The sequence below is a fragment of the Mitsuokella sp. AF33-22 genome (assembly GCF_003475755.1).
Lineage (GTDB): Bacteria > Bacillota > Negativicutes > Selenomonadales > Selenomonadaceae > Mitsuokella.
The window spans coordinates 36,125-48,607 of sequence record NZ_QRQA01000007.1; the positions used below are offsets into that span (position 1 = coordinate 36,125).

Below are 12,483 nucleotides of genomic sequence, written 5' to 3' on the forward strand. Positions count from 1 at the left end.
ATAGTCTACGTTGTCGGGATGTGGCACAGTTTGGTAGCGCGCATCGTTCGGGACGATGAGGCCGCAGGTTCGAATCCTGTCATCCCGACCATTTTTAGAACGTAAGACCAGTCTGCAGAGGCTGGTCTTTTTTGTGTATAAAAAACATGCATAGGCAGGGCAGGAAGACGGTGCATGGTGTTTTGACAGGCTGCAAAATGACATAAGGAGTGGTCAGACGTTTGCTCATTATGTTATAATGTATACCTGTAAATAAAGGTAAGGAGTTGTTTCATTTGAGAATCTTCCGTACAAAGAGCATCGCTGCGTACAAGCAGGATGCCTCGCGGTCGCACCTGCGGCGGGCCATGGGCTCGCTCGATGTCACGCTGCTCGGCATCGGCGTCATTGTCGGCACGGGCATTTTCGTGCTGACGGGTGTAGCGGCTGCCAAATATGCAGGACCGGCACTCATGCTGTCCTTCCTGATCGCCAGCATCGCCTGCGGTTTCGTCAGCATGGCGTATTCCGAGCTGGCTTCGATGGTGCCGGTGGCGGGCTCCGCCTATGCCTACGCCTATACGTCGGTCGGCGAGTTCTTTGCGTGGCTTGTCGGCTGGAACCTCGTACTTGAGTATTCCGTGGGGGCGAGTGCTGTCGCGGGCGGCTGGTCTGCTTATGTCGTCGGCCTGCTGAAGACGGCTGGCGTGGAACTGCCGGCCGCCTGGACCACGGTGCCGGCCGATGGCGGCGTGATTAACCTGCCGGCCGTTCTCATCACCTTGTTCCTGACGTTCTTGCTTGTGCGCGGCGTACGCGAGAGCGTCACGGTCAACAAGGTACTCGTCGGTGTCAAGCTGGCGGCGATTTTCCTGTTCCTGTTTCTCGCGGCGCCTTCCGTCGATCCGGTGAACTGGGAGCCCTTCATGCCGTTTGGCTTCTCGGGGGTCTCGGCTGGTGCCGCTGTCATCGTCTTCGCATATCTCGGCGTCGATTCGATTGCGACGGCGGCAGAGGAGACGAAGAACCCGGCTCACGATATGCCGACGGGCATCATCGCGTCGCTGCTCATCTGCACCGTGCTCTACATCGCGGTGACCGCTGTCATGACGGGCAATGTCCCGTATACGGAGCTCGACAATGCAGAGCCCGTGGCCTTCGTGCTGCGCCAGCTCGGCTACCGTTTCGGCTCGGCACTCGTCGGCACAGGCGCGATTGCCGGCCTCACGACGGTGCTGCTCGTCATGATGTATGCGCAGACGCGCGCCTTCTTCGCGATGAGCCGCGACGGCCTCATTCCGCAGGCGGTCTGCAAGGTCCATCCGCGCTATGCGACGCCGCATCGCATCACGATCATCGTCGGCATTGCCGTCGCCGTCATCAGCGGTTTCACGCCCATCAATGTCATCGCCGAGATGTGCAGCGTCGGCACGCTTTTCGCGTTTATCGTTTCGTCGGCCGGTGTGATGCTCATGCGCAGGAAGTATCCGGACCTGCCGCGTCCGTTCCGCTGCCCCGCCATTTATGTCGTCGGCACGCTCGCAATCGTGAGCTGTGCGTACATCATGTACAACCTTTCGTCCATGACGTGGGAACGCTTCTGGATTTGGAGCGCGCTTGGCATCGTGATTTATTTCGCTTACGGCTATCGTCACAGCCGCCAGAATCGTGCTGACTAAGAAAAATTTAAGAATCACTTTCCATGCGGATTATTGTTTACAAGTTTTTGTATAGAAGGTATAATAAAGCTTGATGGATGACCATCAAGTTCATTAAGTTTTTCTATTGTCGATTATCGAATGCTATCGCTTTGTTCGATAAACAGCGATAGTAGCGATAAAGGTAAAATCTTCATCAAGAGGGGAGCAATCACAAACATGAGCAAAAAGATGAAAACCATGGACGGCAACACAGCTGCCGCCTACATCTCCTATGCCTTCACGGACGTAGCGGCCATCTACCCGATCACGCCGTCTTCGCCTATGGCTGAGCATGTGGATGAAATGGCTGCCAGGGGTGCGAAAAACCTGTTCGGCCAGAAGGTTCGCGTCATCGAGCTGCAGTCCGAGGCTGGTGCGGCCGGTGCCGTTCATGGTTCGCTGCAGGCCGGTGCACTCACGACGACGTATACGGCCTCTCAGGGCCTCCTGCTGATGATCCCGAACCTCTATAAAGTTGCCGGCGAGCTGCTGCCGGGTGTGTTCCACGTCAGTGCCCGCGCTTTGGCGGCCAATTCGCTGAACATCTTCGGCGATCATCAGGATGTCATGGCAGCGCGCCAGACGGGCTGCGCCATGCTGGCAGAAGCCAGCGTCCAGGAGGTCATGGATCTCTCTGCCGTTGCCCATCTCGTGGCCATCAAGGGCCGTGTACCATTCATCAACTTCTTCGATGGCTTCCGTACCTCTCATGAGATCCAGAAGATTGAAGTCGTTGATTATGAAGATCTCGGCAAGCTGCTCGACTGGGATGCCGTCAAGGCCTTCCGCCGCCGTGCGCTGAACCCGGATCATCCGGTCATCCGTGGTTCGGCTACGAACCCGGATGTCTACTTCCAGTCCCGTGAAGCTGCCAACAGCTATTATGAGGCACTGCCGCAGCTCGTGGAAGAGGCCATGGCTGACATTGCCAAGATCACGGGCCGCGAGCATCACCTCTTCGACTACTATGGTGCTGAGGATGCCGAGCGCATCATCGTGGCCATGGGCTCCGTCTGCCAGGCAGTCGAAGAGACGGTTGACTATCTCAATGCACATGGCGAGAAGGTTGGCCTGCTGAACGTACATCTCTACCGTCCGTTCTCGATTGAGCACTTCTTCAAGTTCCTGCCGAAGACGGTCAAGAAGGTCGCTGTCCTCGATCATACGAAGGAACCGGGTTCCCTCGGCGAGCCGCTTTACCTTGATGTCAAGGCTGCATTCTATGCATCGGATCTGCATCCTGTCATCGTCGGCGGCCGTTTCGGCCTCGGCGGCAAGGACACGACGCCGGACCAGATCTTCGCCGTATTTGAAGAGCTCAAGAAGGATGCGCCGAAGAATGGCTTCACGATTGGCATCGAGGATGATGTGACGAACACGAGCCTCGCACCGGTCATGAGCGATGTCGACCTGACGCCTGAGGGCACGACGGCCTGCAAGTTCTGGGGCCTCGGCTCCGATGGTACGGTCGGTGCCAACAAGAGTGCCATCAAGATCATCGGCGACAAGACGGACATGTATGCTCAGGCTTACTTCGCCTATGACTCCAAGAAATCGGGCGGCATCACGATGTCCCATCTGCGTTTCGGCAAATCGCCGATCACGAGCCCGTATCTCATCAACAAGGCAGACTTCATCTCCTGCTCGCAGCAGTCCTATGTTTACAAATATGATTTGCTGGCCGGACTCAAGAAGGGCGGCAAGTTCCTCCTGAATACGGTATGGAGTGATGAGGAGCTCACGAAGCACCTGCCGGCCTACATGAAGCGCTACATCGCGAAGAACGGCATTGAGTTCTACACGGTCAATGCCGTTGAGATCGCGAAGGAGCTCGGCCTCGGCGGCCGCTTCAACATGGTCATGCAGTCCGCCTTCTTCAAGCTGGCTGCAATCATCCCCATCGATACGGCTGTCAAGTACCTCAAGGATGCCGTCGTCACGTCGTACGGCAAGAAGGGTCAGAAAGTCGTCGATATGAACAACGGTGCCATCGACAAGGGTATCGAGGCTCTGCATCGCGTCGAGGTCCCGGCTTCCTGGGCTGAGGCTGAGGATGCACCGGCTGAGAAGCATGATGTACCGGCTTTCATCACAGACGTACAGAATGTCATGAACCGTCAGGAAGGCGACAAGCTGCCGGTATCGAAATTCCATGGCGATATGGCTGACGGCACGTTCCCGGTTGGCGGCGCTGCTTACGAGAAGCGCGGCACGGCCATCAACGTTCCGGTCTGGAACACGGAGAAGTGCATTGGCTGCAACAAGTGCTCCTATGTCTGCCCGCATGCTTCCATTCGTCCGGTTCTCACGACGGATGCCGAGCGCGACGCTGCTCCGGCAGGTTTCCCGTCGAAGGATCTCCGTACGGTCAAGGATTACCACTTCACGGTGGCTGTCTCCACGATGGACTGCCTCGGCTGCGGCAACTGCGCACAGGTCTGCCCGGTCAAGGCTCTCGATATGACGCCGCTTGACGATGAGCTCAAGGCAAAACAGGTTTACTTCGATTACGGTGTCGATGCAACGAAGGTTGCTCCGAAGAAGAACCCGATGAAGAAAGAGACGGTCATCGGCTCGCAGTTCGAGCAGCCGCTGCTCGAGTTCTCCGGTGCCTGCGCCGGCTGCGGCGAGACGCCGTATGCAAAACTCATCACGCAGCTCTTCGGCGACCGCATGATGATTGCCAATGCCACGGGCTGCACGTCCATCTGGGGCGGCAGTGCTCCGGCTATGCCGTACACGAAGAACGTCAAGGGCCATGGCCCGGCTTGGGCAAACTCCCTGTTCGAGGATAATGCGGAGTTCGGCCTCGGCATGTTCCTCGGCACGCAGTCGGTCCGCAACGGCCTTGCCGATGATGCCAAGAAGGCCATCGAAGCTGGCCTCGGCAGCGAGGACCTGCAGGCGGCCCTCAAGGATTGGGTGGAGAACCTCGAGAACGGCAATGGCACGCGCGACCGTGCTGACCGCCTCGAAGCTCTGCTCGCAGCCGAGAAGGGCGAGGATGAACTCCTCAACAAGCTCTACGAGAACCGCGACTACTTCGTCAAGCGTTCCCAGTGGATCTTCGGCGGCGACGGCTGGGCTTACGATATCGGCTACGGTGGTGTCGACCACGTCCTCGCTTCCGGCCAGGATGTCAACGTCTTCGTCTTCGATACGGAGGTTTATTCCAACACGGGCGGCCAGGCTTCCAAGGCCACGCCGGCTGCCGCCATCGCACAGTTCGCTGCTACGGGCAAGAAGACCCGCAAGAAGGATCTCGGCATGATGGCGCGCACGTATGGTTACGTCTATGTCGCTCAGGTCGCCATGGGTGCTGACCAGAATCAGCTGCTCAAGGCCATCACGGAGGCAGAGGCTTACCATGGTCCGTCCCTCATCATCGCGTATGCACCGTGCATCAACCACGGTATCCGCAAGGGCATGGGCTGCAGCCAGCTCGAGGAGAAGCTTGCTGTCGAGTGCGGTTACTGGGCAAATTATCGCTACAACCCGCAGCTCGTCGGCACGGACAAGAATCCGTTCAGCCTCGATTCGAAGGAGCCGGATTTCTCGAAGTTCCAGGACTTCCTCATGGGCGAGAACCGCTACATCAACCTCAAGCGTTCCTTCCCGGAGGCAGCCGATGCGCTGTTCGAGAAGACGCAGCATGATGCGCAGATCCGTTACAACAACTACAAGACGCTCGCAGGCAAATAATCTTTGCCGGTCATAATAGAAGGGCCATCCAGTCACAACGGCTGGATGGCCCTTTTTCGTATCGTATTGGATCACCCCAGGATGGTATCGAGTGCCATCATGAGCGTGAAGCCGGCAGTGAAGGTGATGACGCCGACGTTGGAATGCTCGCCGGCACTCATCTCGGGGATGAGCTCCTCGACGACGACGTACATCATGGCACCGGCGGCGAAGGCCAGCAGGTAGGGCAGTACCGGCACGACGAAGCTTGCGGCGAGTATCGTCAGCGCGCCGCCAATCGGCTCGACGACGCCGGAGAGCACGCCGCTCATGAAAGCCTTGCCGCGGCTTGCGCCGCCGGCTGCGAGCGGCATCGAGATGATGGCGCCTTCCGGGAAATTCTGGATGGCGATGCCGATGGAGAGCGCGAGCACTGCAGAAAGGGATACGCCGGCGCTGTCGGTGAGCCAGCCGGCCAGCACCACGCCGACGGCCATGCCCTCCGGGATGTTGTGAAGCGTGACGGCGAGCACCATCATGGCATTTTTGGAAAGCGAGCTTCTGGGACCCTCAGGGTCTTCGGCGTTCATGTGAAGATGAGGGATGATGTGGTCGAGAGCCAGAAGGAAGAGCGTGCCGAACCAGAAGCCGGCGATGGCTGGCAGGCTGGCATAGGGGCCGAGTTCCTGGCTTTCCTCGATGGCTGGCATCAGAAGGCTCCAGATGGAAGCGGCTACCATGATGCCAGAGGCAAAGCCCGTGAGTCCCTTCTGCACGTGCGGCCGCATGGCCCCGCGCATGAAGAAGACGCAGGCTGCGCCGAGCGTCGTGCCGAGAAAAGGGATGGCCAGTCCCTGCAGGATTTCAAGTTGCATAAAAACCTCCTTTTTTTATAAAACAATACCTCTTTGCTATTATTATACCGGAGTAGGCAGGATTTGACGATGGCTGGAGAGAATAATTCTGTTTATGGTATACTAGGGAAAGACATCTTTCAGGAGGGATATGTATGGAGTCTTGGCTTTTTTATGCGCTGCTTTCCGCCATCAGCGCAGCCTTCGTTTCAATTTTTGGCAAGGTCGGCTTGTCCGGCGTGGACAGCAACGTGGCTACGGCTATCCGTGCCATCATCATGGCACTGTTCCTGGTGGGCGTGGTGGCCGCACAGGGCAATCTCACGCATCTATCGGATGCGTTCTCAGATAAGCGGGGACTTTTGTTCATCGCACTCAGCGGCATCGCCGGTGCGACCTCCTGGCTTTTCTACTTCATGGCGCTCAAGACGGGCAATGTTTCCCAGGTCGCGCCCATCGACAAACTCAGCGTGGTCTTCGCCGTCATCCTGGCCGTCTTGATTTTCGGCGAGAAAGTCAGCCTGGTCCACGGCCTTGCCATTGGCATGATTGCCGTCGGCGGCCTGATCCTCGCGATATTTTGAAAGGAGTCGTTCATTTTATGACCAACGGTACACTTATACATGGTTTCCAGCTGCTGCACAAGATCTTTGTCAAGGAGGCCGATTCGACGGCCTATACCTTTGAGCACGTCAAGAGCGGCGCCCGTGTCTTCATTTTGCAGAATGAGGATGACAACAAGGTCTTTTCCATTTCCTTCCGCACGCCGCCGACGGATGATACGGGCGTCGCGCACATCGTGGAGCATTCGACACTCTGCGGCTCGCGCAAGTATCCGCTCAAGGAACCGTTCGTTGAGCTCGTCAAGGGATCGCTCAACACCTTCCTCAACGCGATGACGTATCCGGACAAGACGATGTATCCGGTGGCCAGCCGCAATGACAAGGATTTCCAGAACCTCATGGATGTCTATCTCGACGCCGTCTTTTATCCATCCATGTGCCAGAATCCGCAGGTGCTCATGCAGGAGGGCTGGCATTATGAGATCGAGAAGCCGGAGGAGCCCCTGCGCTACAGCGGCGTGGTCTATAATGAGATGAAGGGTGCGCTGTCGGCTCCCGATGATCTGCTCGAAAGCCGCATCATGCATTCCCTTTATCCCGATACGACGTATGGCCATGAATCGGGCGGCGATCCCGAGGCCATCCCGGACCTCACGCAGGAAAAGTTCGTCGCATTCCACAGCCGTTATTACCATCCGTCCAACAGCTACATCTATCTGTACGGCGATATCGATATCGAAGAAAAGCTGGCCTATCTCGATGAAGAATACCTGTCGCATTTTGACCGCATTCCGGTGCCTTCGCGCATTGACCGCGAGCCGGCTTTTGCAGCTTTCCGCCGCATCGATACGACGTATCCCGTCAGCGAGGAGGACGGGACGGCGGAAAAGACGTTCCTCGCGCTCAACTGGTCGGTGGGTGAATCGCTCGACCCCAAGACCATGATGGGGCTCGAGATCCTGGAGCATGCGCTGCTGCGCACGCAGGCGGCCCCCCTGCGCAAGGTGCTCATCGACGCCAAGCTCGGCAAGGATGTCGACTCCCTCTTTGAGGATGATATGCTGCAGCCGTTCTTCAGCATTGTCGTCAACAATGCGGAGGCGGAGCGTGCGGAAACGTTCCGCGCGCTGACGCTTGAGGCCATGCAGAAGCTCGTGCACGACGGCATCGATAAAGAACTCCTTGAGGCGTCCATCAATCTTCTCGAATTCCGCCTGCGCGAATCGGACTTCGGTTCGGCACCGAAGGGACTCATCTACGGCATCCGCATCATGAAGAGCTGGCTCTACGATGGTCAGCCGGAGACGTATCTTTATTACGAGGATCTGCTGCGCGAGATGAAGGCGGGCCTTGCAAGCGGCTACTTTGAGCAGCTGCTCGAAACGTATTTCCTGAAGAACAGCCATCAGACGCTGCTCGTCATGGCCCCAGATACAAAGCTTGCCGCCCGCCGCGAGGCCGAGCAGGAAAAGATCCTGGCTGAAAAAAAGGCCGCGATGAGCGCAGAGGAGATCGATCAGGTCATCGCCGCCACGCGCGCGCTCAAGGAACGCCAGCAGAGTCCGGAGACGGAGGAAGCTTTAAAGAGCATTCCCGTACTGAAGCTCTCGGATATCCGCAGGCAGACGGACCGCCTTCCCCTGGCCGTGCGTGCGGCTGAAGGAGCAGAGGTCCTGTTCAGCGATATCGAGACGAATGGCATCGCCTATCTGAATTTCTACTTTGATGCCAGCGCGGTGCCGCAGCAGGAAATCCCGTATCTGTATCTCCTGGCCGGCTTCCTTGGCATGGTCGACACGGAGGAGCATACGTATGCGGAACTGGCCAATTTGCGCAATCTGCATACGGGCGGCATCACGGCGGATGTCATCGCGTATACAAAGAAGGATCAGCCGGATTCGCTCATGCCTAGGCTGCGTGTCCGCGCCAAGGCACTCGTTGAGAAGCTGCCGAAGCTCATGGAGATCCTTGCGGAAACGCTCACGCGCAGCAAGTTCGTGGACGGCAAGCGCGTCAAGGAAATCCTGGAGCAGGGGCAGGCTGGCATCGAACTCGATCTGCAGCGTTCGGCCAACCAGATCATCATCGCGCGCATCGCATCGTATCTTTCGGCAGCCGGCTGCTACTCGGAGGAGGGCGGCCTCAAGATGTATCCGTTCCTCAAGGAACTGCAGCAGGATTTTGACGCAGGCCTCAAGAAAATCCAGCAGGCCTTTGCCGACATCATCCCGCGTGTCTTCAACCGCCGGAACCTGACGGTCAGTGTCACGATGAAGGAAGCGGATTACGGATGCTTCACGAAGGCCTTTGGCACTCTGTGGCAGTCCCTGTCGGCAAATGCATACGAGCCACAGGCATACCACTGGGATATCGAGACGCGCAACGAGGGCCTGACTTCTTCAAGCCGTGTGCAGTACGTCGGCAAGGGGGCGAACTTCCTGCGCCTCGGCTACCGGTATACGGGCAGCATGGCCGTGCTTGAAACGCTTCTGCGCTACGATTACTTCTGGACGAAGATCCGCGTCCAGGGCGGTGCCTACGGTGCATTCACGGGCTTTAACCGCAACGGCTTCATGTATTTCGGTTCGTACCGCGACCCGAATCTTCGGGAAACGCTCGAGGTGTTTGACGGCACGGCCGATTATGTGCGCCATTTCACGGCATCGGAACGCGAGATGAATAAATTCATCATCGGCACGATGAGCGGTATCGATGCGCCGCTGACACCGATGATGAAGGGGGATATGGCGGCGACCTGCTACCTGCGCGGCATCACGCAGGAGGACCGCCAGCGCCGCCGCGATGAGGTGCTCGGCGCCCGCCAGGAGGATATCCGCGCACTGGCCCCGCTGATTGACAGCTGTATGAAGGAAAATGTGTATTGTGTCTTTGGCAATGAGGAGAAGATTCGCGAGGAGCAGGACCTCTTCGGTACAGTAAAACCGGCACTTTGAGGCCTTTTTAGGGGACATTTGTACATACAGGGCAGCGTTGACTTTCTCAGGTGGACATGGGATAATAAGTAGAACGACACGAAATCAGTCAAGGTACTGCGGCTTGGTTCCGCAGATAGACGAGGAGGCTTTTTGGATGAAACAGACAATTTTCCAGGGCGCAGGTGTAGCCATCATCACGCCGTTCACGGAAGATGGCATCAACTTTGAAGAGCTGGGCCGCATCATCGAAGACCAGATTGCAGGTGGCACGGATGCTATCGTCATCACGGGCACGAGCGGCGAGTCCGCCACGATGACGGACGAAGAGCACAAGGCTGCCATCAAGTATGCCGTCGATAAAGTCAAGGGCCGCATCCCCGTCATCGCGGGCACGGGCTCCAATGAGACGTCGTATGCCATTCAGCTTTCCCAGTATGCGGAGAAGGCCGGCGCCGATGCCCTGCTCGTCGTCACGCCGTATTACAACAAATGCACGCAGAAGGGCCTCGTCGCACATTACAAGGCCATCGCTGAGAGCGTCAGCATCCCCATCATCCTCTACGATGTGCCGTCGCGCACGGGCGTTGGCATCCAGATCCCGACGTATGTCGAGCTCGCCAAGATTCCGAACATCGTGGCCGTCAAGGAAGCCAACGGCGACCTTTCGAAGATCCTGCGCCTGCGCGCAGCCTGCGGCGACAGCCTCACGGTCTATTCGGGCAATGACGACCAGATCATCCCGATTCTTTCGCTCGGCGGCAAGGGCGTCATCTCCGTCCTGTCGAATGTCGCACCGCGCGACACGCACAACATGTGCCAGTACTATTTTGACGGCAAGGTCGAAGAGGCTGCCAAGCTCCAGATCGAGTACACGGACCTCATCGATGCGCTATTCTGCGAGGTCAACCCGATTCCGGTGAAGGTTGCCATGCGCAAGCTCGGCTACGCGGCAGGTCCGCTGCGCATGCCTCTTTCCGAGATGGAGCCGGCTCATGAGAAGCAGCTGGAAGACGCGCTGCGCAACCATGGCCTGATCAAATAAGCATGTCATTTATGCGGCAGGTTTTCCTGCTGCGCTGAGAAAAGCCTTCGGAGAGGAACGCTGCCCTTCTGGTGTACTGCTTCTCCGCAAGGCTTTCTTTTATGTCCTGTTTACTGGCTGCTCCCGTTCAGCGGGGGCGGAGGAGGTTTTTTTATGCATGGTGTATTCGATATCGTCGGACCGGTGATGATCGGGCCGTCGAGTTCCCATACGGCCGGTGCCGTGCGGCTCGGCCTCATGGCCCGCAAGATCCTTGGCGAGCCTGCGGTGCGCGCCGATATCAACCTGCACGGTTCGTTTGCCCAGACGTACCGCGGTCACGGCACGGACAAGGCGCTCGTTGCCGGCATCCTGGGCTTTTCCCCTGACGATGAGCGCATCCGCGAGGCTTTGTCGCTCGCGAAAGAACAGGGGCTTTCCTACAAGTTCCAGAAAGTAAATCTCGAACAGGCGCATCCGAACACGGCCGTCATCCATCTGACGGGCGTTTCGGGGCGCACGGCGCGCGTTCGCGGTTCGTCGGTGGGCGGCGGCAATATCCGCATTACGAATATCGATGGTTACGAGGTCGAGCTCACGGGCACGTATCCGGCGCTCATCACGATTCATCGCGATCGCCCGGGCGTCATCACGAAGGTCACGCAGGTACTGGCGCGCTACGAGGTCAACATCGCCTTCATGCGCGTTTCGCGCCACAGCCGCGGCGAGATGGCGATGATGATCCTCGAGCTTGACGAGCCACTGGCCGATGAGGTACTCGAGGAATGCCGTGAGGTCTATGAGGTGGAGCACGCCTTCGGCATTCCGGCCATCTGATGATTTTTAGCGGAGAGAAGATATGATACAATTCAATTTCAATACGATTGCCGAGCTCATGGATCTCGCGGAGAGCCAGCAGGTGCCCGTCCATGAGATCGTGCTGGTCCGCGAGATGCACGATTCCCAGCGCACGCGCGAAGCTGTCCTGCAGGAAATGGCGCGGAACTGGCAGGTCATGCAGGATTCCATCGAGCGCGGCATACGCAATACGGAGCGCTCGGTCAGCGGCATGACGGGCGGTGATGCCAGGAAGCTCTACGCGTACCGGCAGAAAGGCTATATGGGCAAGGCTGTCCTGTCAGCGGCGGCCTATGCCGTGGGTATCAGTGAGGTCAACGCCGTCATGGGCCGCATCGTGGCCTGTCCGACGGCCGGTTCCTGTGGTATCGTGCCCGCTGCGCTCTACGCAGCCAAGAAGGAAAGCGACCTGCGGGATGATGACATCGTGCTGGCTCTTCTGACGGCTGCCGGCATCGGCATGGTCGTCGATCAGAATGCCTCGATTGCCGGCGCTGCCGGCGGCTGCCAGGCGGAATGCGGCACGGCGGCAGGCATGGCGGCGGCTGCACTTGTCGAGCTGGCGGGCGGCACGCCTGCGATGATCGGCAATGCGACGGCTCTGGCCATCAAGAATCTCCTGGGGCTTGTCTGCGATCCCGTCGCGGGCCTTGTCGAAGTCCCCTGCGTCAAGCGCAACGGCTTCGCTGCCGTCACGGCCATGCTCGCGGCCGATATGACGATGGCGGGCGTCACGTCCGTCATCCCCGTCGATGAAGTCATTGCGGCCATGAACGAAATCGGCCGTGCCCTGCCGAAGTCCCTGCGCGAAACGAGCGAAGCGGGCCTTGCCGTCACGCCGACCGCGAAAAAAATCGAAGCGAGAATCTATCCGGTGCAGGGCTGACGATG

The 12,483-nt window shown here is 58.2% G+C and carries 8 protein-coding genes and 1 tRNA gene; 8 read left to right on the forward strand and 1 reads right to left on the reverse strand.

What is annotated here, in order from left to right; translation table 11 throughout:
• Positions 1-14 precede the first annotated feature (14 nt).
• The 3 genes from DWZ54_RS05645 to nifJ all read left to right on the forward strand — a co-directional run bounded on the left by DWZ54_RS05645 (position 15) and on the right by nifJ (position 5,381).
• Positions 15-91 (forward strand) — tRNA-Pro (locus tag DWZ54_RS05645).
• A 184-nt stretch (positions 92-275) separates the two neighbouring features.
• Positions 276-1,658, forward strand: coding sequence for an amino acid permease (locus DWZ54_RS05650; protein WP_118016018.1), 1,383 nt, complete (start codon positions 276-278; stop codon positions 1,656-1,658).
• Positions 1,659-1,856: 198 nt separating this feature from the next.
• On the forward strand, positions 1,857-5,381 hold the full coding sequence (nifJ, locus tag DWZ54_RS05655) for a pyruvate:ferredoxin (flavodoxin) oxidoreductase (protein WP_118474858.1): 3,525 nt from the start codon (positions 1,857-1,859) through the stop codon (positions 5,379-5,381).
• A 71-nt stretch (positions 5,382-5,452) separates the two neighbouring features.
• On the opposite strand, the gene DWZ54_RS05660 is transcribed toward nifJ, so the two are convergent.
• Positions 5,453-6,235: a ZIP family metal transporter gene (locus DWZ54_RS05660; RefSeq protein ID WP_118474859.1), complete on the reverse strand. Its 783-nt coding sequence runs from the start codon at positions 6,233-6,235 to the stop codon at positions 5,453-5,455.
• Between the two features lie 134 nt (positions 6,236-6,369).
• On the opposite strand from DWZ54_RS05660, the gene DWZ54_RS05665 reads away from it, so the two are divergent.
• The 5 genes from DWZ54_RS05665 to sdaAA all read left to right on the forward strand — a co-directional run bounded on the left by DWZ54_RS05665 (position 6,370) and on the right by sdaAA (position 12,478).
• Positions 6,370-6,798 (forward strand): EamA family transporter, encoded by a 429-nt coding sequence (locus DWZ54_RS05665; RefSeq protein ID WP_118016021.1) that lies wholly within the window; start codon positions 6,370-6,372, stop codon positions 6,796-6,798.
• A 17-nt stretch (positions 6,799-6,815) separates the two neighbouring features.
• On the forward strand, positions 6,816-9,731 hold the full coding sequence (locus tag DWZ54_RS05670; protein WP_118474860.1) for an insulinase family protein: 2,916 nt from the start codon (positions 6,816-6,818) through the stop codon (positions 9,729-9,731).
• A gap of 136 nt (positions 9,732-9,867) precedes the next feature.
• Positions 9,868-10,755, forward strand: a complete 888-nt coding sequence (gene dapA / locus DWZ54_RS05675) for a 4-hydroxy-tetrahydrodipicolinate synthase (RefSeq protein ID WP_118474861.1) — start codon at positions 9,868-9,870, stop codon at positions 10,753-10,755.
• A gap of 153 nt (positions 10,756-10,908) precedes the next feature.
• Positions 10,909-11,571 (forward strand): L-serine ammonia-lyase, iron-sulfur-dependent subunit beta, encoded by a 663-nt coding sequence (gene sdaAB, locus DWZ54_RS05680; RefSeq protein ID WP_118016024.1) that lies wholly within the window; start codon positions 10,909-10,911, stop codon positions 11,569-11,571.
• Positions 11,572-11,593: 22 nt separating this feature from the next.
• Positions 11,594-12,478 carry an L-serine ammonia-lyase, iron-sulfur-dependent, subunit alpha gene (sdaAA, locus tag DWZ54_RS05685; protein WP_118474862.1) on the forward strand — a complete coding sequence of 295 codons (885 nt, stop codon included), beginning with the start codon at positions 11,594-11,596 and terminating at the stop codon, positions 12,476-12,478.
• Positions 12,479-12,483 lie beyond the last annotated feature (5 nt).

Bases quoted from the DNA above. Each gene is read 5' to 3' on its own strand.
- sdaAB (WP_118016024.1), top strand. From the start codon at position 10,909: ATGCATGGTGTATTCGATATCGTCGGACCGGTGATGATCGGGCCGTCG.
- sdaAA (WP_118474862.1), top strand. From the start codon at position 11,594: ATGATACAATTCAATTTCAATACGATTGCCGAGCTCATGGATCTCGCG.
- DWZ54_RS05670 (WP_118474860.1), top strand. From the start codon at position 6,816: ATGACCAACGGTACACTTATACATGGTTTCCAGCTGCTGCACAAGATC.
- nifJ (WP_118474858.1), top strand. From the start codon at position 1,857: ATGAGCAAAAAGATGAAAACCATGGACGGCAACACAGCTGCCGCCTAC.
- DWZ54_RS05660 (WP_118474859.1), bottom strand. From the start codon at position 6,235: ATGCAACTTGAAATCCTGCAGGGACTGGCCATCCCTTTTCTCGGCACG.
- dapA (WP_118474861.1), top strand. From the start codon at position 9,868: ATGAAACAGACAATTTTCCAGGGCGCAGGTGTAGCCATCATCACGCCG.
- DWZ54_RS05665 (WP_118016021.1), top strand. From the start codon at position 6,370: ATGGAGTCTTGGCTTTTTTATGCGCTGCTTTCCGCCATCAGCGCAGCC.